At 60.0% G+C, this 22,815-nt stretch carries 22 protein-coding genes; 9 read left to right on the top strand and 13 right to left on the bottom strand.

Annotated features, from left to right (window positions below; genetic code table 11):
* Positions 1–29: 29 nt before the first annotated feature.
* The 3 genes from HNQ65_RS25045 (at position 30) to HNQ65_RS25035 (ending at position 1,474) form a co-directional block, all read left to right on the top strand.
* Positions 30–404 (top strand): antitoxin Xre/MbcA/ParS toxin-binding domain-containing protein, encoded by a 375-nt coding sequence (locus HNQ65_RS25045; protein WP_184344319.1) that lies wholly within the window; start codon positions 30–32, stop codon positions 402–404.
* 28 nt (positions 405–432) lie between these two features.
* Entirely contained in the window at positions 433–885 is a 453-nt protein-coding gene (locus tag HNQ65_RS25040; RefSeq protein WP_184344318.1) for a hypothetical protein, read from the top strand.
* An 85-nt stretch (positions 886–970) separates the two neighbouring features.
* Positions 971–1,474: a hypothetical protein gene (locus HNQ65_RS25035; RefSeq protein ID WP_184344316.1), complete on the top strand. Its 504-nt coding sequence runs from the start codon at positions 971–973 to the stop codon at positions 1,472–1,474.
* 24 nt (positions 1,475–1,498) lie between these two features.
* Here the strand turns inward: HNQ65_RS25035 and HNQ65_RS25030 are convergent, their stop codons facing one another.
* The 3 genes from HNQ65_RS25030 to HNQ65_RS25020 all read right to left on the bottom strand — a co-directional run bounded on the left by HNQ65_RS25030 (position 1,499) and on the right by HNQ65_RS25020 (position 4,987).
* On the bottom strand, positions 1,499–2,764 hold the full coding sequence (locus tag HNQ65_RS25030; protein WP_184344314.1) for a hypothetical protein: 1,266 nt from the start codon (positions 2,762–2,764) through the stop codon (positions 1,499–1,501).
* Positions 2,765–2,849: 85 nt separating this feature from the next.
* Positions 2,850–4,229, bottom strand: coding sequence for a hypothetical protein (locus HNQ65_RS25025; RefSeq protein ID WP_184344312.1), 1,380 nt, complete (start codon positions 4,227–4,229; stop codon positions 2,850–2,852).
* Positions 4,230–4,351: 122 nt separating this feature from the next.
* Positions 4,352–4,987, bottom strand: coding sequence for a hypothetical protein (locus tag HNQ65_RS25020; protein WP_184344310.1), 636 nt, complete (start codon positions 4,985–4,987; stop codon positions 4,352–4,354).
* A 121-nt stretch (positions 4,988–5,108) separates the two neighbouring features.
* Between HNQ65_RS25020 and HNQ65_RS25015 the strand changes: the two genes are divergently transcribed.
* Positions 5,109–5,669 (top strand): heme NO-binding domain-containing protein, encoded by a 561-nt coding sequence (locus HNQ65_RS25015; protein WP_184344308.1) that lies wholly within the window; start codon positions 5,109–5,111, stop codon positions 5,667–5,669.
* A complete protein-coding gene (locus tag HNQ65_RS25010) occupies positions 5,666–8,707 on the top strand; it encodes a PAS domain S-box protein (RefSeq protein WP_184344306.1) in 3,042 nt (1,013 codons plus the stop codon). Before HNQ65_RS25015 ends, HNQ65_RS25010 begins: the two co-directional genes overlap by 4 nt.
* Before the next feature lie 56 nt (positions 8,708–8,763).
* Here HNQ65_RS25010 and HNQ65_RS25005 read toward each other — a convergent pair whose 3' ends face one another.
* Positions 8,764–9,306, bottom strand: coding sequence for a hypothetical protein (locus tag HNQ65_RS25005; RefSeq protein ID WP_184344304.1), 543 nt, complete (start codon positions 9,304–9,306; stop codon positions 8,764–8,766).
* A 185-nt stretch (positions 9,307–9,491) separates the two neighbouring features.
* Between HNQ65_RS25005 and HNQ65_RS25000 the strand changes: the two genes are divergently transcribed.
* Positions 9,492–10,406, top strand: coding sequence for an alpha/beta hydrolase (locus HNQ65_RS25000; RefSeq protein ID WP_184344303.1), 915 nt, complete (start codon positions 9,492–9,494; stop codon positions 10,404–10,406).
* Between the two features lie 21 nt (positions 10,407–10,427).
* Entirely contained in the window at positions 10,428–11,963 is a 1,536-nt protein-coding gene (locus HNQ65_RS24995; protein WP_221306296.1) for a glycoside hydrolase family protein, read from the top strand.
* Between the two features lie 18 nt (positions 11,964–11,981).
* On the opposite strand, the gene HNQ65_RS24990 is transcribed toward HNQ65_RS24995, so the two are convergent.
* Positions 11,982–12,533, bottom strand: coding sequence for a hypothetical protein (locus HNQ65_RS24990; protein ID WP_184344301.1), 552 nt, complete (start codon positions 12,531–12,533; stop codon positions 11,982–11,984).
* 117 nt (positions 12,534–12,650) lie between these two features.
* On the opposite strand from HNQ65_RS24990, the gene HNQ65_RS24985 reads away from it, so the two are divergent.
* On the top strand, positions 12,651–13,196 hold the full coding sequence (locus HNQ65_RS24985; RefSeq protein ID WP_184344299.1) for a hypothetical protein: 546 nt from the start codon (positions 12,651–12,653) through the stop codon (positions 13,194–13,196).
* Positions 13,197–14,574: 1,378 nt separating this feature from the next.
* Positions 14,575–15,369 carry a nucleotide-binding protein gene (locus HNQ65_RS24980; RefSeq protein ID WP_221306295.1) on the top strand — a complete coding sequence of 265 codons (795 nt, stop codon included), beginning with the start codon at positions 14,575–14,577 and terminating at the stop codon, positions 15,367–15,369.
* A gap of 616 nt (positions 15,370–15,985) precedes the next feature.
* Here the strand turns inward: HNQ65_RS24980 and HNQ65_RS24970 are convergent.
* The 8 genes from HNQ65_RS24970 to HNQ65_RS26895 form a co-directional block, all read right to left on the bottom strand.
* Positions 15,986–17,509: a hypothetical protein gene (locus HNQ65_RS24970; protein ID WP_184344295.1), complete on the bottom strand. Its 1,524-nt coding sequence runs from the start codon at positions 17,507–17,509 to the stop codon at positions 15,986–15,988.
* Between the two features lie 82 nt (positions 17,510–17,591).
* Complete coding sequence (locus HNQ65_RS24965) at positions 17,592–18,314, bottom strand: hypothetical protein (protein ID WP_246438734.1); 723 nt, start codon at positions 18,312–18,314, stop codon at positions 17,592–17,594.
* Positions 18,315–18,668: 354 nt separating this feature from the next.
* Positions 18,669–19,109 carry an SMI1/KNR4 family protein gene (locus HNQ65_RS24960; RefSeq protein WP_184344291.1) on the bottom strand — a complete coding sequence of 147 codons (441 nt, stop codon included), beginning with the start codon at positions 19,107–19,109 and terminating at the stop codon, positions 18,669–18,671.
* A 1-nt stretch (position 19,110) separates the two neighbouring features.
* Positions 19,111–20,091: a hypothetical protein gene (locus tag HNQ65_RS27065; RefSeq protein WP_221306294.1), complete on the bottom strand. Its 981-nt coding sequence runs from the start codon at positions 20,089–20,091 to the stop codon at positions 19,111–19,113.
* A gap of 205 nt (positions 20,092–20,296) precedes the next feature.
* Positions 20,297–20,560, bottom strand: a complete 264-nt coding sequence (locus tag HNQ65_RS24950) for a hypothetical protein (protein WP_184344289.1) — start codon at positions 20,558–20,560, stop codon at positions 20,297–20,299.
* 14 nt (positions 20,561–20,574) lie between these two features.
* Positions 20,575–21,468, bottom strand: a complete 894-nt coding sequence (locus HNQ65_RS24945) for a hypothetical protein (RefSeq protein ID WP_184344287.1) — start codon at positions 21,466–21,468, stop codon at positions 20,575–20,577.
* 141 nt (positions 21,469–21,609) lie between these two features.
* Positions 21,610–22,617 carry a hypothetical protein gene (locus HNQ65_RS24940; protein WP_184344285.1) on the bottom strand — a complete coding sequence of 336 codons (1,008 nt, stop codon included), beginning with the start codon at positions 22,615–22,617 and terminating at the stop codon, positions 21,610–21,612.
* Positions 22,618–22,674: 57 nt separating this feature from the next.
* A complete protein-coding gene (locus tag HNQ65_RS26895; RefSeq protein ID WP_281382155.1) occupies positions 22,675–22,800 on the bottom strand; it encodes a hypothetical protein in 126 nt (41 codons plus the stop codon).
* Positions 22,801–22,815: the final 15 nt, after the last annotated feature.

The following is a 22,815-nucleotide window of genomic DNA, read 5'->3' as shown; positions in this document are numbered from 1 at the left end:
ACTCTGGCAGAGATGTTGCACTTTGCTGCATGACACAAAGCACGATCCAGAAAGCTGCCACATGGCGGCGAGCGAAAGACAGCGGCACAGCTTTGTACTCCTGGCGTCGCTCGATCGGGCTGAACCGTGACACCTTCGCTCGACTGGCCAACTTTTCCGAACGCACGCTGGCGACTTACGAAGGGCAGGAGAAGCTGCCCAGCACCGTTCGGCCTCAGGTCACCGAGGCGGTCCGGTTGGTTCAGGCCTTGCTGGAGATGATTCCCGCCGAAGATCTGCCTCGCTGGCTGCAGACTCCCAATCGTGGCTTTGGCGGGCGCAAGCCTTGGACTCTGATCCAAAACGGTGAGCGTGATCTCATCTGGGAAATGATTCATCAGACCCGCCAGGGAGCTTTTGCTTGAGGCAGGCGGATCAAGCCATCATCGCCCGATGCTCACCACCGGCTCCATCTCCCGCGCACAGGCGTCGCGGGTCTTTGACTTTCTGGCGGAAGACTTTCGCGGGCGGCGCACGGCCATACGTGCGCTCACGCATGGCACGCCTGAGTTTGTGTTCTGGATTTACCCCGATGGACAGCTGCATGATGCACGCACCAGTCACAAGGCGCACCCGCCGCGTGGCTTTGAGCACATCCTGAAGGACGAGCCCGACTACGGCGGCTTTTTGCGCGGGCGTGTGGTGCGCCAGTCCGGCGTGCAGCTCATCGTTGTTTACTGCCGCACAGAGGCTCTGGCCTCAGCCACGCACTCGCTGCGCCAGCTACTCACCGGCCTGGAGCAGATGCCCGTGCCCATCGATGACGACGCCCTCGTCATCAGCGACAATGCAGACATCTACGGCACCGTGCGCGATCTCTGGGACCGCACCTACGACAGCGTGTGAGCGCGTAGAATCAAAAGGCCCCCACTTTCACTCTTGCCCCACATCCCGCTTCCGCGGGATAATGCTCCCGTAAATCCTGCGCGCCATGCATGCCACCCCGCCTCCGGATCTGCTCACGCGCCGGGGGCGTTTCTTTTTCTGGGTCGGGCTCGTCATCCTGCCCATCTTCTGGGTGTGGTGGATGCGGCCGCCGTATTTCAGTGAGGCGCAGCGGCGCGCTGGATGGTGCTGGACGTGGATCCACCTGAAGCTGCTCATGCTCTTTCATCAGCCGCTCGGAGAGCGCGCCCTTTCGGCGCTGTACGGCTGGCAGACGGTGATGGGCTGGATCACCTTCGCGCTGTGGCTCTGGCTGGCCCTGCGGCTCTTCCGGCTGGATCAGCTTTTCTTCGGCTACCTCATGCTGGGAGAGGTCGTGGCGCCCATGCTCCACTTATACGTGCCATTCCTCAGGCACATGCCGCAGGCGCTGGTCACGGCACTGGCCCTGCTGTTCTTCCCCCCCGTGCTGCCCGCCGCCCTGCACCTGCTGGTGGAGCCCGCACGCCGCTGGTGGCGGCAGAGGCGCAGCGGGATGGTGGAGGCGTGACACCCCAGTTGCGGCGCAACTGGGCTACATTGCAGGCAGCGCATAATACGCGCACTCGGCAAAGAAGAGCTCGGCCATTTTGAGCTTGGCGTAGTCGTAGTGGCGGATGACCTGCTCGATGGCGGCGCTGTCGGCGGCTTCTCCTTGAAGGGCGACGATGGCGGCTCCGGCGAGCGGGTTTTTCATGTAGCGGGACTCGTAGTCTTTGCGCTCGCCGCGTTTGGTTTTGTCGGAGATTTTGGCCAGCTTGGCGGCATCGGCCTGCGTGGGCTGTGGGAACCACGTGGGGTAAAGCGCGCGCCAGTTGGCATTGCCAAAGAACTTGGTGTCGGCGTTGTCAAAGGTGGCGTGTCCTTTCAGCGCGGGGCGGGCGTTGGCGGCATTCACGGCGAGGCCCTCTCGATAGTGCGCGCGGCGGCTTTCATCGGTCTCCATGCGGATGAGCTGGGCCAGCGCGGCCTGGCTGCCCACATAGATCCAGAGCTGCGACTCGTCGATATGCGCGATGGCTTCGCGGTCAAAGGGGTAGCCCATGGCACAGATCTCCACACGTGTCTTGCCTTTCGGGTCCGGGCGCTCGGCGCAGGCCTTGTGGTAGCGCTCCAGCCAGACGGCGTCTCCGGTGATCTCGTGCGTGGCGCGCAGCAGGTGCAGGTAGCGCACGGCATCGCGGAAGAGGTGGCCTGTGAAGCCGCCGCGGAAGTCGCCTCTGAAATCTCCCTCGCACGGGATGCGCCACTGCACAGCCTCCAGCGCAGCGGCCACTTCTTTGACCTTGGCGATGATCTGCCCGCGCTCCTCGGCGGTGGGGATGCCGCTTTTCAAATAAGCCTGCAGGCCGAGAAACCACGGGTGCGTCTGATCATCCGAGCTGAGCGGATAATGACACACGCCATCGGTGCCAATGCCACGCGCGATGAAGCCGGGCACGTCAGACACCGACGCGCACTTCATGAGCCCCTGCGCCAGCCGGCGAGCCTGCTCCGCATCGGCAGCGGTGCCGCTGCGCCGTGCGCGCTCGCACATGGCGGGGAGGTAGAGGCCATTGAACATGGGCCCGTTCTCGATGGGGCTCCACCAGCCGATGGCATTGGGCCGGCCGAGCTTGCAATCCTCCGGCGTGGGCAGCTCCCCCACGTAGTCGCGGATGATGCCATACTTGTCCACAAAGCGCCCCCACAGCTCCGCATGCGCCTGCTCCACCGCCTGCGCAGGCGTGGGCTCGGCAGCGCACAGAAGCGCGCGCGGCAGCAGCATGAGAGTGGCGAGGGTGAGGAGGGGGAGTTTCATGAATGGGGTACAGGAATGAACAGGCCGCCTTTGACTGCAAAAGCCAGCGTGGATGTTACGCAGCGGATGGGCGGGCAGCTATCGCCTACTTTGCAGACTTGCCAGGCGTCTTCTTCTCTGGCGAGGTCTTCGATTTTTCCAGCACCTCCTGATACACCTTCTCCGCAGTCTTTTGGAAGAGCTTGTAGATTTCGCTCTCGCGCTCCTGCTTCTTCAGGTAGTCCTGCAGCGTCAGCACGGGGATCTCGGTTTTATCCAGTGCTATCTCCTGGTAGGTGGTGGGATCTTTGGAGGTCAGGCGTACAGCGCCGGTCAGCTGCACCTTGCCATCGGCGGCCACGTCCATCTGCAGGTCTCCATCGAGCTTGAGCAGGGTGTCATCCTGGTGGTCGTAGTTGTTGATCATGCGCACCTTCTCCAGATCCTCCTGCGTGAAGGTGATCTTTCCCGTCTTCAGCGCTCCCACTTGCGCCAGCACCTGCACCGCGCCGCCCGCGTAGGGGCTCCACGGCCCTATGGGCACATTGCTGGCCCCCATCTCCAGCATCAGCAGGTGGGCTCCGGGCTTGATCCGCAGGTCTTCATCCCCCGTCCAGTGCTTTGAGTCATAGGGCATCAGGGCTGTGTCCTTCACCAGCACAAACTTCGTCAGAGGGATGCGCACGCGGGCATCGACCTGCCGGGTGAGAAAGACGGAGAAATCCGCCTCCGTGCGCAGCGGCCCCTTGGCATCGTCCACACCGGGGATCTTGTTCCAGTTGCGGCTGTAGCTGTCCAGAAACTCCAGGTGATCCGTGATGGCAGCAGCCTCTTCATCAGGGATCTCCCGCCTTCGCTGCATGATCTCAAATTTCGTCCAGTATTCCTCCAGGGGAAAGCGCGTCTCCTTCACCACAGCACCCTCCTTGATCTTCAGCAGCGCCACCTCCGTGGGCATGATCTCCTCGTGCGGTGTTTTTTCATCTGGGTGCTGGAACTTCGTTTTCTTCAGCGTGCAAAAGATGCGCAGCTGCCCGCTGTACCAGTCGGCAAAGATCCGGCCATCCGCCGCAGCGCGGCCGGGAAAGATCTGGCGCAGCGTCTCATCCAGCCGCGCCTGCTCCTTCTTCACCGCAGCGGCCACCGCCGCCTCACCAGTCTTCTTTGAAGCATTCGGGAGACTGAGCTCAACCATGCGCACCATGGCGCTCGGCTCGATCTTCGCCAAATAAAGACGTCCGTCCGCGATCTCATACGTGGCCACGTGCCCGCGATAGTTGGCCGTGCTCACCATTTTCAGCGGGTATTCACCGTGCTTGCCATCGGCGAAGTACGCCTGCAGCGGCGCAGGGAAAAGCCAGTGCGTCTCCAGCGCGCACCGCTCGCCACGGTAAAGGATGAAGTCATCCTCCTGCTCCGTAGCAGTAGCCGGTGTGGTCAGGCGCAGCAGCAGCGCGGACAGAATAAGCAAGAGTCGAAGCCTCATGAGATGATGTGCTTAAAGAAAGTGATAATCCAGCCATCCTATCGAACGCCCAACACCAAGACAAGGCACGATTGCTTCATTGAGCATCGAGCACCTCCTGACCCACCTTCCCCCACTCCACCTCACAGCCGCTCAAAGCGCACACTGCGGCCTCCTTGGCCGCCGCCGCCGAGGTCGGTGTTCACCCAGAGCGGGATGCCTGCGGCCTGGCACGCTGCTGCCAGCGCCTGCACCTGCCGCCTGCGTGCCTCCATCCACTGCGTGTCAGCCATCAGCCGCAGCATGTGCTCAGACACCCACGGTGGCAGCAGGTCCGGGTGGCGCAGGTGCGTGTAGTCCTGGGTGATGAAGATGCCCGCCGAGCGGCGCTCACGCGGCAGGGTTTGAAAATACGCGATCACCTCCTCCGGCGTGTCCAGAATCCTGTCCCCCCGCGCGTCTGTGGTCATCACCACCCACATGTCCTCCTTGGGCGGCGGATTGGCACCATACCATACCACAAAGTGCCTGCACACCTGCGGCACCTCCGCCACGATGCTGCCATCCCTCCGCACCTCCAGCGAGGGCGCCGCCACATCCAGCTCCTGCGGCACGGCCTCTTCAGGCCCATGCAGGGCCACGCCCGCGATGCAAAAGGCCCCGATGAGCATGCAGGCGGTCATCCAGGTGAGTTGTCGGTACGGCATCGTCTCGGTGTATTGCGCCTCCAGCATGGCACGCTGCGCGGCTTTGTCATGCGCCGCTGCACAGCCTGCCATGCCGCATTCTCCCCCCACCCCCCACAAATGTGGAGGGTGAAGGAAAAAAGGAGCTGCCTGATGTTTCGCCGGTACACGCAGCCTTTTCCACCAGCCACGGCTTTTACCGCATTCATTATCCATGTACGGCCTCGTCAACAACGCCATCGAAGACCTCGTCATCACCCACCACGGAGAGGAGGTGTGGCAGAGGATCAAGCACAAGGCGGGCGTGGACGTGGAGGTTTTCATCAGCAATCAGGGCTACTCCGATGAGATCACCTACAAGCTGGTGGCCGCCGCCTCCGAGGTGCTGCAGGTCAGCGTGCGGGAGGTTCTCATCTCGTTTGGCGAGCACTGGGTGCTCAAGACGGCGCTGCGCAGCTACGGCGGCATGATGCGCTCTGCGGGCTCTTCCTTGAAGGAGTTCCTCATCAACCTGCCCAATTTCCACACGCGCGTGCAGATGATCTACCCCGAGCTGAAGCCGCCGCACTTTGAGTGCCTGGATGTCACAGACACCTCCCTGAGCCTGCACTACCATACCCACCGCCCGGGGCTCACCGACTTTGTGGTAGGGCTGGTGCAGGGGCTGGGAAAGCTCTACCACACACCGGCCACCGCCACCGCCGTGGCCCTGAAGACCGAAGGGGCCGACCACGATATCTTTGACGTCCGCTGGACGCTGAATGCAGACGCATGAGCACCTCAGGCACCAGCGCTCTCAGCAGGATTCCGAGCGAGGAATTTCTGCGCGCTTTTCCCTTCTACTTTGCATGGGATGCCGATGACCGCATCGTCGAGACGGGACCGTCTCTGGTCAAAGTGTGTCTGGATGCCATGCCCGGCGCGCGTGTGCAGGATCTCTTTGAATCCGTGCGCCCGGCAGGAGAGTTCAGCGGCGCCATGGCCCGCACGCTGACAGACCGCCTGCTGCTGCTACGCTGCCGCCAGTCCCAGTGCATGCTGCGCGGGCAGGTCATCCTTTTGGAGGAGCCCTACCTCGGCATCATGCTGGCCACCCCCTGGCTCACGGACCCAGACCAGGTGGAGACCCTGCGGCTCAATGTGCGGGACTTTGCCGTGCATGACCAGACGCTGGACCTGCTGCAGGTGCTGCAGGCGCAGCGCATGGCATCGGAGGATCTCATCCGGCTGAACAAGCGCCTCACCGAGCAGCGCACCCGGCTCAATGAGCAGGAGGCCACCTCGCGCAAGCTCGCCCTCGTGGCCGCACGCACGGACAATGCCGTCGTCGTCACCGACGCCCAGGGCCGCATCGAGTGGACGAATGAGGGCTTTACCCGCATGACGGGCTGGAAACTCTCCGAGGTCATCGGCCGCAAGCCCGGCTCCTTTCTCCAGGGCCCCGGCACAGACCCCGCCACCGTGCGGCTCATCAGCAGCTCCCTGAAGCAACACACCTCCGTCAAGGCGGAGATCCTGAACTACCACCGCTCCGGCCGCAGATACTGGACGGCGATGGAGATCCAGCCCATCCGCAATGAACTCGGAGACGTGGTCAATTTCATGGCCATCGAGAGCGACATCACCCAGCGCAAGCTCGATGAAAAGCGCCGCAGGCTGGAGTACGGCGCCAGCCGCATCCTCACCGAATCAGGCTCCACGCGCGGGGTCTGCGCCAGGGTCATTCAAAAGATCTGCCAGCAGCTCGGCTGGCCGGCGGGCTTTCTCTGGATGCTGGATGTGGATGAAAAAAACCTCCGCCTGGCAGAGCTGTGGCACGATCCTCAGCAGGACATCGCCGCCCTGGTGGCGCTGAAGCAGCAGGCATCCTTTGCAGCGGGCGAGGGCACCCCCGGCCTCGTGCTGCAAAAGGCCCAGATCCAGTGGACGCGCGACCTGGCGCAGCACACCGAAAACCCGCGCGCCATCACCGCGCTCACCTGCGGCCTGCGCGGCTGCATCGGCTTTCCCATCGTCGCCGGAGGCCAGGTGCTCGGTGTGGTGGAGCTCTTTGCCTCCGAGGTGGTGGACCCCGACGAGGCGCTGCTGCAGGCGCTCTCCAGCATCGGCAATCAGATGGGCCAGTTCATCGTCCGCAAAAGCTCCGAGGACCAGCTGGCACGCTCCAATGCGCTGATGAAGGGTGTGGTGGACGGCGCGGCGTACACCATCATCTCCTGCACGCCGGACGGCACGATCACCACCTTCAACAAGGCTGCGGAAATGCAGCTCGGCTACACGGCGGAGGAGATCATCGGCCGCACCACGCCCGCCATCTTTCATCTGCCGGAGGAGGTGGAGGCGCGCGCGAAGGCGCTGAGCCAGGAGCTGGGATACACCGTGGAGCCGGGCTTTGAAGCCTTTGTGGCCAAGTCCCGCCTGGGCGCGCCGGACGAGAACGAGTGGACCTATGTGCGCAAGGACGGCTCCCGCTACCCGGTGCGGCTCAGCGTCACCACCTTGTTTGACCCGCAGGGGAAAATCATCGGCTCCCTGGGCATCGCCTCGGACATCACCGCGCTGAAGCGCTCCGCTCAGGAGCTGCTGCAGGCCAAGGAGATGGCAGAGTCCGCCAACCAGGCCAAGAGCGACTTCCTCGCCACCATGAGCCATGAGATCCGCACGCCCATGAACGGCATCATCGGCATGTCCAGCCTCCTGCTCGACACCCCGCTCTCTCCCAGGCAGCGGGAGATGGTGGACGCCGTGCGCTTCAGTGGAGACGCCCTCATGACCATCATCGAGGACATCCTGGACTTCTCCAAGATCGAGGCGCGCAAGCTCGACCTCGTGCAGGAGGCCTTCCGCCTCGACTCCGTCATCAGCGGCGTGGTGGACCTCCTTCACCACAAGGCCGCCTCCCGCTCCATCGCCCTCCTCGTGCGCGTCGCCCCGGACGTGCCGGAGTCCTTCATGGGAGATCCTGGTAGATTACGCCAGATCCTCATGAACCTCGTGGGCAACGGCCTCAAGTTTACCGACGAAGGCAGCATCCGCATCCAGGTGAGCCGACTCGGCACCACCGCAGACGGCGCGGCAGACCTTGAGATCAGCGTCACAGACACCGGCATCGGCATGACGGAGGAGCAGCAGCAGCGTCTCTTCCAGGCCTTCACGCAGGTGGACAGCTCCAGCAAGCGGCGCTTTGGCGGCACCGGCCTCGGCCTCGCCATCAGCAGACGGCTCGTGGAGCTCATGGGCGGCAGCATCGGCGTGCAGAGCAGGCGTGGCGAAGGCTCGCGCTTCTGGGTGCGCCTGCCGCTCCCCATCATCGAAAGCCCCAAGGCCCCCGCCCAGGACGTGGCAGCCGCAGGCGCATCGTGCGCCGCACTGCCCACAGCCCCCGCAGACGGCATCCGCCCGCGCATCCTCCTGGTGGAAGACAATGAGGTCAATGCACGCATGGCCTCCATGATGCTGGAAAAGCACGGCTTCCCCGCCGAGGTGGCCCGCGATGGCGAAGAGGCCGTGGAGCGCTTTGCCAGCGGTGTGTACGATGGCATCCTCATGGACTGCCACATGCCCCACATGGACGGCTACGAGGCCACCCGCGCCATCCGCGAGTTGGAGGCCAGCCCGCTGTGGACGCGCCCGCGCTGCCGCATCATCGCCATGACGGCCAATGTGCAGACCGGCGAGCGCGAACACTGCCTCGCCGCCGGCATGGACGACTACCTCTCCAAACCCCTGCGTGCCAAGCCCCTGCTGGACGCCCTCAGCCACGTGCACGCCCACGCAGCCCCACGCCCCCACGAGGCCCTGGCCACCCCGTGATCCACCCGTGCAGCCAGCGATCCCACTTTCGGAGAAAAACCGCACACTCAGGCTGTTCACTCGGGTAACTGTATCCCCGTGAGAGCTTTGATGAAATCATGCCCCTGCTCAAACTGGCCAAACCGAAATTGATCCCGACACAGGTAGGCCTTTCTCCTCCGCAAGCGGTCGTTCCACGGCTTCAGATAGTTCCGAACGCTAGCGGGATTGATGTTCCATAGTCTGCCGAGCAGTTCAGCATCTCCGACCTGTGGCTGGTCATGCCCCCACATCTGCGGCAAAGGCTCAAAGCGGTCGATCAGCTTCTGCTGCTCATCGTACAGGTTGTATTCCCACACGACATGCTCTTGAAACATCAGGTGCAGCCATGGGCACTTGAGCAGGGTTCCGAGGCCCTTGTACACCTCATAGTCTTCCATAAGAGGATAGCGCACCCACACAAGCGTGGCCGCCAGACCTTCCACAACGAAGGCATTCACATCAGGCACAAATTTCTCCACATTGAGCACCACCTCCCATTGCGGATAACGGGAGCGAATGAACTCCAGACACCTTTGTCCACCAGCGACGGGATAGGCGGCGATGCTTGAGTTGCTCATGATCTCAGGGATTAAGGCACACGCGTGAGTCCAGTGTCGCGATACTTTCAGAATTCGGACAAGGCGTCAAACACGCAAATTTCATCAAAGAAAAAATGAAATGTATGGGCATGACATCTCTGTACAATCCGGGACCACTGCACAGTCATCTTTTCAAAAACAACCACTCCCAGCCACCACACACCATGAAGCCCCTCGCCTTTCTCTTCCTCCTCTCCCTCGCGCTCCCCGGCACCGCCCTCCGTGCCGAGGAGCCGCAGCCGCAGGTCATCCACCTGTGGGAAAAAGGCGCGCCCGGCTTTGAGCAGCTCAAGGACGAGCCCGAGATCGTGAAGGGCACCTCCGTCACGCATGTGAACAATCCCTCCATCACCGTCTTCCCCGCACCGAAAGACAAGGCCAACGGAGCCGCCATCCTCATCGTCCCTGGCGGCGGGCATCGTCAGCTCGGCTTTGGCGGCGAAGGCATCGAGCCCGCCAAGATCCTCAATGAGCTCGGCATCACCTGCTTCATCCTCAAGCACCGCCTCCCGCGCGAGCAGGGCAGCCCCTACAATCTCGACATCCACCCGCGTCAGGACGGCCAGCGCGCCATGCGCGTGATCCGCACCCGCGCCGCCGAGTGGAGCCTCGACCTCAAGCGCATCGGCATCCTCGGCTTCTCCGCCGGTGGCGAAGTCGTGGCCATGGTCGTTTACAGCCCCACCGCAGGCGATCCCGCCGCCGCCGATCCCATCGACCGCGCCAGCAGCCGTGCCGACTTCCAGATCTCCATCTACCCCGGTCCCCTCGGCGTGCCCGCCGGCCCCATCCCCGCCGACTCCCCGCCCGCCTTCTTCCTCGTGGCCAATGACGACACCAGCCACGTGAAGCCCATCCTCGACCAGCTCGCCCAATATGAAGCCGCCAAGCTCCCCGTCGAAGTCCACCTCTACGCCAAAGGCGGCCACGGCTTCGGCATGGGCACCCGCTCCAAGCTCGCCTCCATCAAAACCTGGACCACCCGCATGACCGACTGGCTGGCCGACAGCGGGTTTCTGATGACGGCGGAAGAGAAAGCGAAAGCGCAGGCCGAGGAAAAAGCCAAGGCGAAGAAGTAACATCCCTCCGAGGAGCCACCTGTGAAATTCATCGCCCTGCTGCTCCTGCCACTCTTCACCCTGCATGCCGGCGATGATCTGGTGGTCTATCCACCGGTGCCGGGGCTTGCGGCGTCTGAGCATTATCAGGTGCGCGTGCGGGCTGTGGGCGGTGAATGGAAAAGCGCCTTTGTGTGGCAGACAGAGTGCAAGACGGAAAAGGCCTACTTCGACACCCTCGCGGGCTGGACCCACAGCTATGTGAACTTTGAAACCTCCGCCGCCGTGGAGGTGGAGATCAGCCGCGCCAATGGCCGGCCGATCCGCAGCGCGGCCGTGCATCCGCAACGCAGCTCGTCATGCGTGGTGAAGGAGGGCAAGGCTCTCGTCAAGCTCGACAGGCCCTGCCTTGTGGCAGTGGACATCGACGGCCAGATGGACGGACAGGACACCGGCAAAGGCTACAAAGGCCCGCCGCTGCACACCGTTTCGATCTTTGCCAACCCACCGCTCGCAAACAAGCCGCGCCCCGACGGCCCGGGTGTGCGCACCGTGAAGACCGGCGAGAAACCACCGGCGGACGGAGAGTGGAGCACGCTCTACTTTCTGCCCGGGGTGCATGACATCGGCGCGGCCTTTCCCGTGCATGCCAGCCGCCGGTATTACATACCCGGAGATGCCATGGTATATGGCACGTTTTGCAATCCCGAATGGAAGGACGGCAAAGACATCCGCATCTTTGGCCACGGCACGCTCTCCGGCGCCAGGCTGAAGCATGAAACAGCCCTGGGCCTGTTTTCCCTGGGGCAGAAAAACATCAGCCGCAAGCCCATCGAAATCTTCGGAGCCGAGGACACCCGCGTGGAGGGGCTCACCATCGCCGACTCGGCCTCGCATTCCGTCATGCTCATCAACCGCTACACCGAGGGGCATCCAAACAAGGTGCAGTGGACCAAGATTTTCACCTGGCGTAAAAACGGTGATGGCATCAACCCCTTTGGCAACACGCTCATTGAAGACTGCTTCATCCGCACCCAGGACGACTCGCTCTATGTCAATGGTCTCGGCATCCGCCGTGTGGTGCTGTGGAATGATGCAAACGGCTCCTCCTTCGTGCTCAGCAGCATCCCTGACCGCAGGCTCATCGTGGAGGACTGCGATGTGATCTACTCCCGCGCCAAATGGCACCACTGGAGCGGCGGGCGTGTCTTCAACGCTCGTGGCGAGAACGATGAAGCCGGAGGCCCCGGCGTGATCTTCCGCAACATCCGCATCTCAGACCCGCGCCCCACGCTGCAGCAGTTTTTCATCTGCATGACCGTGCCCAAGCCCTATGGCGATGACCAGCACGTAAAGGGAGACCTCTCGGGCGTTCTCTTCCAAAACATCTCCATCGCCGCCCCCAGCGTCCTGGGCGAGCCGCAGATGCTCTGGGGGCAGAAGAATGCGCGCATACGAAACCTGACCTTTGAGAACCTGACCATCGCAGACAAGCCGGTCTCCAGCGCAGATTTTTTCAAGACGAACGAGTTTGTCGAAGGCCTCAGGTTTGCGCCTTCGTCCTCTTCGAAGAAGTGAACCGGCAGCCGGGAGCCACTACGGACTGCAGCATTGCGTCCATACGGCATCGAGCCAGTGGCAGTCGAGGCCCAAGTCGGCAGGTCTCCAACCTTCGCGTAGCGCTGCGTCGATGGCTTGGGAGACAAACCGTTCATTGAGCTGATCGGGCTTTAAAGTAGCGAAGGTAGCCAGAAGCTGCCCCTGCGGAGAATCGCTGCGACGCACTTTGATGTGAAGTCCGCCACGAGACTCGGGAGTCCATGTGTATTCGACGCCGTTGTGCAGAATGACGCGCGGGTAGTCGTGTAGAATCTCAGAGACATGCTCTGCTTTTTGGATGATGCGAGACTTTGCCCGATCATGCGGCACATAGCCCAGACGCATCCCCACCAGGATGAGCCTGCGCACGAGGCTGGGAGGAATCGTGTGGTTATTCAGAGTCATGGCAAGACGCGCCCCATTGGGGTCTTCGTCTGGATAGACGCTCAGGATTTTCTCATCGGCAGAGTCCTCATTAATGTCCACATGCCAGCGAAACACCTGACCACCGACGGTGATCAGTCTGGAGTGTTTGCGGGGATGCGCCATGCTGTCGAATTGGAAGAGTATTGAGAGATGACGCTGAGTCGAGAGCTTTGCGGGCTGATCAGACTAGAAGCCTCGCCCGCATCTCCTTCCTCGACAAAGCCCCTTCCCCGCCGTGGATTGCGCCGCACCACCGCCACGCATGTTTGTCACACTCCAGGTCAGCTGCACACCGTCACGGCAGAGGCTGACGGCCTTGTCTTCCGCATCCCGCCCAGGCGTCATGTCTTCGGGCTGGTGCTGCTCACGCTCTGGCTCTGCCTCTGGCTCATCGTCGAGATCGCCACGCCCGCCTTCCTCTTGCAGGCGCTCTTTCATCCGCTCGAATTCGCCGTGTTCGTCCTTGCCTGCGTGGGCCTATGGACGGCCGCCGGCCTCTGGGCCCTTCACCAGTGGCTGTGGCAGGTGCTGGGCTGTGAAATCCTCACCATCACGCCCGCCACGCTCACCCTCCAGCGCGCGATCTTCGGCTGCGGACGCCGCAGGACCTACGATGTGGCGCACATCCGCCAGCTGCACGTGCCACCCACCGGCGCTCTGGCCTTCGAACACGAAGGCCGGTTGATTCGCTTCGGCACCGGCCTCCCACTCACCGAGGCCCGCTTCATCCTCCACACCCTCACCACGCACCTGCCCGCCCTCGCCAGCACGTCCGCAGCAGACTGACGCAGGTGAAAAGACGCCCCATCCTTCTCGGCTCGCTGGCCACCTGCTTCATTGCAGGCTGGCTGCGGCATGCAGCCACAGTTGCATTCCACGGAGCAGTGGAGACTCACATCAGCAGCACTGCAGCCTCACACCGCCTGAAGACACACGGCCTCCTAATCAGAGGCCACGCGGGTGCCGTGCAGCAAACCCTGCAAAGTTACGGTTAGTCGTTCTCCAGCGGGGCCCTCGGTCAGTCCCATCCCCGGAGGTATCCAGGCGAAGACCGCAGATGGTCATGAAGGTGTGGCTTCCCGGCTTGACCCAAAGCGTCACCAAACGCCCCTCCCCAGGCTCTCCATAGGCCGCCAGAGTTCGGCTGTTCAGCACTTGATTGAGAAGACCTGCCTTGATCAGAACATACGAAACTGCACTTGAGCAGTCATATCCGTAATCCTCAAGAACGCGGTGTCCGCCCCCGAAAATGTAGGGCTTGCGTTGCAGTTGATTGCCAGCCTCCAGCATCCTGTGAACGGTGGCGGGAAGTGATGTCAAGCCGAATGCCATGCCATCCTGCAGCACCACGGGAGGCCGGCTGACCACGATATGGCCCGGGTAGTTTCCATAGGGGCCTGACGTGATGCCGCCTGCCAAGCCAAGCTGAGGCGCCCCCGCTCCACTCGAAGAGACATGCCCCCCCCAGGCAGGCTGCATTTGACCGTAAAAGTATGCCGCAAGGTGCCTCTGATTGTCCTCGTACGCCCTCCACTGTTGTGCCAGCAACAAGCACCGGCTCCCATCATGCCCACTGCCCGCCAGCGATTCGTAATATTGCGCCCATTGCAGCGCACGTGCCGCCTCGAGTGAATGGAATTGATACAACTCGTCAGTTTGTCCATTGCAGTCAATAGGCATCCAGCCAGCACAAAAAACCAACACAGATGCCAGGAGACGGATGCTCCGGGATAAAGACAGCCGCCACAACACCGTTGCCAGCGCATTCTTGTCCCTGCTTCTAAAGTAAAGCGATCTGCAGTGTATCACTACAAATCAATTACAATTAGTACCGTCCCTCATTAAAGATATCCAGTGGGTTAACCACCTTCTATTATTGGTTAACCCATTGCTTTTATAATGATTTACCTCATCAGCTCCTGAGTTAGACCAGCTCTCGAAAAGATTGTCATAATTTGAACCGGCGAGCGCAGTGGCCCCACTGGCAAGGCGAGAGCGCCGCCTGCAATTTGCAAACAGCAGGCAGGCGACCAACGCAGCCACTCAAATCCCCCATCGGCAGCGCATATCACCAAGCTTCAGCAGCGAAACACATGTTACAGATCGGGTTAACCCATCTTAGCGATCCGGCCTGTACCACGGCTTGTGGTAGAAGGATAAGAATATGGAAGATTTTGCAGCCCGAGACAGCTGTCTTCAATTGGCGCTAAGCGTCCAGGAAACCAGGCTAAACAATCCGGTGATGCCAGCAGCCAGCATGGCTGAATCCTGCACCATTCATTTGGTTGGAGGCGAAAAAGGAGGCGTTGGCAAATCTTTGATGGCCAGACTTCTAGTCCACTACATGCAGGAAAGAAACCTGCCGTTCCGCGCCTTTGACGCCGATCGCTCCAATGCCGCCCTGATGCGCTACTACCCCGAGGTCTCCACTCAAATTTTAACAGACCGACATGACCAGATGGACAAAATCATCGAGGCCGCGCATGAACACCCCGGCACCCGCATCATTGTCGATCTGGCGGCACAAACCCATGACTGGCTGGTAAGGTGGATGGAAGGCGTGGATATGATCGAAATGGTCAAAGAGATGGGTTATCAAGTACGCTACTGGCATGTCATGGACTGCGGAAAAGACTCCGTGGATTTGCTGAAAAAGCTTTTTGACCAGCTGGGCTCAAGACTCAGCTACGTGATTGTCCAAAACCACTTCCGCGGAGATACCTTCGATCTTTTCGACAAATCCGCTGAAAAGCAGCGCGCAGCCGATCTAAACGCGCCTGTGATCAGCATCCGCCACTTGATGGACCATGTGATGCACAAGATCGATTCGTCCAACGCCCCATTTGCTGTGGGCAAGTACCCGGAACGAGACAACACCGGTCTGGGACTTGTGGACCGTCAGCGGTTGAAAATCTGGCTGACACAAACTTGCGCACAAATCGATAAAATCGGTCTGTAGCTCGATCCCCAACAACAGGCTGCTCATAACCATCGGCACAACACGCGCTCTCCCCAGCCATCAAATCCTAATAGAGAAACGATCAAGCTTGCTGCCCGACGAGATGGATCACCATGCTTGGCGGCAGCGCGCTGAACCGGACCTTGCTGGCGGCATCTGCAGCCACCACCTTCCTCGCCTGCTCCAGATCCGCCTGCACCTGCGCCTCCTGTGGCTCGTGCCCACCCCGCTGGGCACCGCCTGCACCTCTCCGCTGACAATGCATCCCCCAACCAACCTCCCAATCATCTAACCATATATCTCCCTCCATGTCTCTTCGACCTGACCGTAAAATTGATCCCAATTTAGTTCGAAGGTTCCCACGTCCATAGTCATTGGTCGGCTCTCTACTCCGCCGACCTGAATTTTACCATTGGGACCAATAGCCCAGAGGTGTCCTTCGTCCCAAACCTCTGGATAAAAGTTGTCCACAACATAAAACTTAGCCTTTGGGCTGAACATGTCACGCCTGAGTACGGGTATCGTTGTCATGATTGATTAAATCGTAGTTTTTTTAGTTTAAATGATCAATTTTCATTGCATGCTCGACATGGATTAATCGCACTGGTCTCGAACTTCAGTTTCTAGGCTTTGAGTGGCGTTTGCGATGGGCATCCATCGCGGCCTGATTTAATTTTTTCATTTCAAGTGCGACCAAGTCAGCTGCTGGAGAGTCATCAGGCAACGAGCGCTTTTCTTCGTACATATGGTGCCCAGTTCGCTTGGGATCAAATCCGTTGATGGGTAGATTTTCCGGCCAGTATTTTTCAGGAAGTCCCAGTGCTTTGACAGAATCTCCTTCTTTGGCTACAATCATCTCCGGAATATGTATCTGGGTCTCTACCATGTGTCCTGGGGTCATCTCCAGCATGATTTGAACATCTGAGTATCCTTCTGCGGTAGGATTTTTAAAGCGGTCGTTAACAATCACTTTTCTTCCATCACCTGTTTGGTAAATGCTTGCACCCCATTTGTTGGTGCCTACTAGCTTGGCATCTGGCGCGAATGATCTCAAGACAGCCCTCGTTGCCTCAGGGACTTGGTCGATGGAATCAACCACAATCGAACCGCGCAGCATATCCGTCAGTTTGGATATTGCCTTTTCGGGAGATGGTGATTTACCGTCATCACCTTTTCTTTTTGCTACCTTTGCAACCTTTTCGAGTGCTCGTGGAGCACCTTTGAGCGGAGCAAGAATGACGTGGGCTTCAGGAATGGATTTGGCAATATCTTCCAGGCGCCTATCGTACTCTGGCTTGAGTCTCTTAAAGCTTTGTTGCCTCTTGATAAACGCTTGTTCGGCAGCCAATTCATCCAGTGAAAGCTGCATTTTGACCTTATTCTGTGAAATGCCCTCTATGCTCTTGCCATCCACGCTCACCGTAAGTGTATGGTCCTTAGCAACAGCAGTGACCACGCCTTCCCGACCATCCTCGAGCTTTACTCGTCTGCCAGCAGTGGAGGTTTTCCAATTGCTGCGAAAATCGCCGTCAGCAGCACGCGGATAATCAATCGGGGGAGAAGTTGGTCCAGACGTGGAGTGATCTACCGCTGAAGAAGCAGACGCAGGCCTCGTAGGATGGGACTGTGTGCTAACGCCGTCAGCAACAGTATTCGTCGGTCCAGATTCCTGCGAATCATCTTGCTGCTTCGGTTGTGACGTTGAATGAGCACCTGAATCGCCGGAAACTTCATTGGCCGAAGCACGAGGCGCATCCGGATTCGCCGCGCCCGCTCCTTCAATGGTCGTTCCAATCGCATCCGCAGGCTGCACAGCCGCAGCTGGTGGCGGCGCATCCGCAACAGCATGCCCCTGCGCAACAGGGCCATCGCCTGCCATCACCAGCTCCTTTGGATTCCCCGTATTGCGGTCTCCAGGGCGCCGGCTGCCGTCACGAGTGCCGGTCTGCGCCGAGCTCTCACGTTCAAGCAGCCCTCGGGCACGGTCATAGGCCTGCTGCTCGTTCGGGTTGAGCTTCCGCTTGCTGCCCACCTTATCCAGGTTCGTCACAATCGCCCTGGCCTTTTCGATCTCCCCAGCATCAATGGTAGTTCCTGGTGGTCTCGTCTGCTGCCCGCTTGAGTCCGCCGTGTGCGTCACGCCGCCTGTCGAGGAAGAACCGCCAGAGCTGCTCGTAGCACTGCCCCCGCCAGCCTCACCGCTGCTGTCAGCGATAGAATGCCTATATCGCCCTGCCAGTAGCGCTATTATCGGGTGCCCCCACTGCTCTGCTAGCCTGCGGCCTCAGCGCAGCCTTGCGAGAGAGACGCAGCAGCTCGCTCAAATGCGTATCCAGATGGCTATCCGGCGTGTCTTTCCAGTTGTTACTCAGTTTCCTGAGCTGCCCTTTGAAGGCCTCCCACATGTCCCGCAGCAGACCGGGCTTCTTGAGCAGTTGCGGAGACTTCTCCGCCTGCCGGGCAAACCATTCATGGGCCAGTGCATTGCGGTCTCCTGCCAGGTGCTGGTAGCCATCCTGTTTGGCGATGGCGTCCAGTTCCTCCGGTTTGATGCGCTGTGTCAGCCCCTCCCAATGTTTATGCGCCTTGCTGTCCTTCGAACCCAGCAGGGCCTGCAAACCATCGTGCCCCACGCGCTCATGGAGGATCACTCGCGTCAGCGCATCATGCGGCGTTTCCCCAGGGCGCAGCCCCACATTGCCGGCGATGACGACGCTGTGCCCGGTCTTCGGATCATGGAAGCCTTCGGCGGCATGGAGTTTGTCGAGGTCCGCTTTAGAGAGCGGATGCTTCTTCGCGTAGTCAGAGTTTAAGAAGTCTTCGGTGCTGTGGAAGACGTGGGTTCTGTCGTTGAGAAGTCCGGGGACCTGGGTTTTAAGGTGGTCGGATACGTCGGCAACGGCGGTGGCGAGCCCACCGGGCCGTTCGGATACGGCGTCACCCATTCGCCGCGTCGGAACGCCTCCAGCGCCGCCCGATGGTCGGCTATAGTAAAGACCCCGTGCCAAGCGCACCATGTCCCGGTCAGCCGCCCCAGTTCCCTGCCCTCCGGGGTCTCCTCCCGCATCGTCATGTAGAGGCTGAATGCTCCCATCGGATCTGCGTCCCTGTAGCGTGGATCCGGTGACAAGGGCCCTAAGAAGTGTTGTCTTGCCGACTCCACTATCTCCGGGTTCAAATCGGTCCACGAGAGATTTAAGAGCTCCTTCTGTAAGGGGGGTCCCGGTATGGCCATTAATGATGGTGTGTGAGTCGGGATCGTATGTCAAATGACTGAGATCGATGCCTTTTTTAACCGTTTAAAAAACGCGATCAAGATTCCTACCGTCAACAAGCAGCTCGGTCAGATTGCTGGCGATAAAGGTTGCGTCCTCCATGTCGCTAAGGCAGGACATGGGATTGAGATACACTCCCGAAGGACTGGCATGCGGTGCCAAAACCAACATGTCTCCTCCTTCGTTGTCACCGATGGCAAGAACGTGTTTAAGGTTCTTTTGCACATTATAGATCTTGTTCATTTCTATCACGCCAGCGGCCCCATAGATTCTGATGAACCCATATCCTCTACTTCCAAGATTCACGCTTATTTCCAACTCGCTGCCCTGCTGGATTATTTCCAAATATTCTGGCGGCACGGAAATGGGAGAGAATTCAAGAAGCTCCTGAATCTCCTCCTTGGTAGATGGGGGCTGTGAGGCTGCGAGTTTGAGGGAGGAATGGAGATTTGACAGGATGTTCATACTAATACTTGATGCGTTTATATGGAACCTTGAGCTTATCCAACATACCATATTGCTGTTCTAAAACTTTTGAAATGTGCTGCCGACTAAACCCGGCAGCAGTAAGGTCAGAGACTATGTATCCGAGCTCCTCCTGCAAAGTTGAACTCCAGGCACCTTTGCCAGATGCAATTCTGTCGTCACGACGGGCGTTTTGCAAATTCGATATTATAGTGTGCTGAAGATCTGTACCTGTTTCCAAGGTGACTGTAGGCGCTAAGTCGTGATTATAACCGAATTTAGCTAGATTATGCATAGCCCACCTTTTCTGAAGCCCATGATGAGATTGCATTAGCCCCCCATTCACTCCTCTTCCTTTAGGGATTGGCTGGGAGTTTTTGTGGGTCTTATTGTAAATAGGCGGCGTAACAGATTTTGGTTTGCCTGGTGGAACAGATGAAGAGCCTCCTGCTGTTGGCTTGCCTGGAAGTGGTGACTTTCCTCCGGACTGCCCGGGCTTGGCACTTTTTGGGGTGAGTTTTGCCGGTGGAGTGTTGGTGGCATTTTTTGACTGCGGGTTTGTCTGGCCGTTTGGCAATTGACTCGCCGTCGGCGCATCCGGATTCGCCGCACCCGCTCCTTCAATGGTCGTTCCAATCGCATCCGCAGGCTGCACAGCCGCAGCTGGTGGCGGCGCATCCGCAACAGCATGCCCCTGCGCAACAGGGCCATCGCCTGCCATCACCAGCTCCTTTGGATTCCCCGTATTGCGGTCTCCAGGGCGCCGGCTGCCGTCACGAGTGCCGGTCTGCGCCGAGCTCTCACGTTCAAGCAGCCCTCGGGCACGGTCATAGGCCTGCTGCTCGTTCGGGTTGAGCTTCCGCTTGCTGCCCACCTTATCCAGGTTCGTCACAATCGCCCTGGCCTTTTCGATCTCCCCAACATCAATGGTAGTTCCTGGTGGTCTCGTCTGCTGCCCGCTTGAGTCCGCCGTGTGCGTCACGCCGCCTGTCGAGGAAGAACCACCAGAGCTGACCGTAGCACTGCCCCCGCCAGCCTCACCGCTGCTGTCAGCAATGCTGTGATTGGCATTGCCCGTGGGCGGCGCGACTCCATTGGTAGTACCGCTTGCTCCACCTTCTACCGTGCCATTCCACCTGCCCCATTCCCCGGCTCATTCTTTCAAATGATTCTTGGTATAAAATCACTCAGCAGGGAGATCCCCGCATTTTGCCAGGCTTTAGCAGCAGGCGGCCATCATTCTGGCGGGTGCGAGATTTTTCGAGAAGCTCTGTTCGAGAAGCTTCGTCCTCGAGGATGCGTTCGAGCTCTTCGGGAAGAATCTCATAAAACTCCTCATATTCAGCCATTCCATTAAACACAGGAAATGAGAGATAATACTTCCCGCTATCCAGATCTTGCTCAATCGAATAGCGCTCTTTGGGGAATACTTTTATATCAGTGAAGTTCATTGCGTCTTCGTTTTCTACTTTATGCTTAGATCTTCATGTGTCCATGAAGGAGAAGTCGTGTTTTCCACATCAATGACTCCTTCCAATGTGCCGGTGGGGAGCCTTGCTCCGGGCAGCCACTGATCATTGGCACCCGCTTCGTTGCCGCTTGGAATGCGTATATTAAGAGAGGCTGGATCTTTAAAATCAACACGCGACAATGGCCTCGATCCCAGTTGCCCCCGAGGAATACCGAGCAGATCCTCCAGCTTACCTCTGTCGCCACCAGCTTCTTTAAGTAAGTCGGAGAGCTTGCTCGTTGGGAAAACAAACGCGGTTTTGTCTATTTGAGAGGGGCCATATTTTTTGAGGCTGTTGGTGGATATAATTCTCGAAGCTCCATCTATGAACTCCTCACGGTGAGCCTTGATGAAAGCTTCGGACATGTACGTTTTAGGGTCCGGGCGCTTTCCATTCTCCATGCTTAGGATTCTGGCTTTGTCTTCCGGTTTGATCCCATGCTGCTCCAGCACCTGACTACGAGCTTGAGACCGTTTTTCCCTCTCCACTTTTGCCTGTGGTGATTTTTCAGGAAATGGAATATCAGGAAGAGCAGGAGGCTTGGTGGAAGAGGATTGAAGAATGTTTCCCGCCTCGTGTGAGCCAGGCAGGGAGTCGCTATTAGCAAAAGCGGGCCGCGCCAATACGGCCTGTGCATCAGCCAGTGCCTTCGCTGCCGTGGGATGCAGGCTTTTACCGGCCTTTTCCACAGCAGCCTTCTGCGCCAGAAGGTTCGCTTCCGTTTTCCGGGCCACTGTTTTCTCGGCGGCATCCAGCTGCCGCTGCTCCTCCTGGCTGAGCGGCCTGTCTTGTGCCTTGAGCTTGTCGATGGCTTTTTGAGCACCTCCGACTTCTTCAGGCGTAGGCACGCGAGATGTCGGCTGACCGGTGGTAGAAACAGCCAATGGCTGACCAATGCCAGCACCGGCTGGCGGCTGGCCACCGGAGCCGCTTGTTTGTGAGGAAGCCCCCGCCCCAACTGCATCCGCAGGCGTGTCTTCCCCGCCCGGCTACGGCCTCTTCAGCACTTCCCGCGCCTTCTCCAGCGCCTCCGCTTTCGCTGGGTCCAGTTCGCGCGGCAGCTTGCGCAGCGCCTGCTGCTCCGCCTCCAGGTTCGCCACCTGCGTCAGCGCCACCACGTTTTCTGACTGCGCCAGCTCACGCTGCTCCTGCAGACTCAGCTTCCCTGCCTTCTGCTTCTCCTTCAGCCGCTCGATGTTCCCCAGCACCTTCTCCGCATCCTTCAGCGTCGCCGCTGGTGCTGCGGGTGGTGCACCTGCCGCAGGCTGGCCGCTGCCACCCGTAGCCGGTGCTTGCCGATCCCTCTTCGTGGTATCTTCTGGTATTTTTTGCCCTGATGAAGAAGGCGCTTCCGGCCCAGCAGCCGCGCCACCCTCCGCCGCCGTGGGCGTGATCGGCACGCCAGCTCCTGGCTTCTCCGGCGGAGCACCCGGCTTCGGTGCCGGCACATCCGGACCATCCACCCCGGCCACGGTAAAGGTCTGCTCCCCAGGACGCGGCGGCGGCGCCGAAGAGTCCACCCGGTCTGAGCCGGATGGAGGCGCAGGCGGCTTGCCTGCACCGCCCTGCTGACCACCCGTGCGATGATCCCCCGCAGCCTGCACTCCCCCGCCCAGCAGCACCGCCGTCAGCGCGCTCTGCGGGAACTGCTCCGCGTAGCTCGTCGCCGCCTCGTTGAAGCTCTTCCCCTTGCTCATCTCCGTGGCGATGTGGTTGAAACCTCCATCAATCACCTCCTGCGGGATCTCCTCCGCCGCGCCCTTGAGCGCAGACTTGAGCACCGTGCCAAAGCTCCTCTTCGCCGCCTCCCGCGTCGCCGGATTGTTCAGCGCCTGCGCCCCGCCGGGCATGATCTTGCCCAGCGCCGCGCTCACCGCCCCCGAGGCGATGGCCGTGCCCGCAGCCGCACGGTGCGCCTCCTCCGGCTTCAGGCCCTGGTCGATGCCATGCTGGTAAAGGTCCGCATAAGTGCTGCCCGCGCCCTGCACAAAGGCCACGGCGGCCGGCCTTGGCCCCCAGCGCAGCCTCAAAGCCGGCGCACCCACCCGCCGCCGTCAGTGCGCCGTGACGAGGCTGGAGGCCAGCGCCTCGGTGATCAACCCGGAAAGCTCTTTGAAGCGCGAGCCCGGAGCCAAAAACAACATCTCGAAACCCATCAGTTGCTGACGCAGCAGCTGCACGATTTTCAGAAAATC

The organism is Prosthecobacter vanneervenii, assembly GCF_014203095.1.
In the GTDB taxonomy this organism is placed as follows: domain Bacteria; phylum Verrucomicrobiota; class Verrucomicrobiia; order Verrucomicrobiales; family Verrucomicrobiaceae; genus Prosthecobacter; species Prosthecobacter vanneervenii.
The sequence above is the reverse complement of the archived record's forward strand: the minus strand, read 5'-3'. Positions and strand labels throughout refer to the sequence as shown.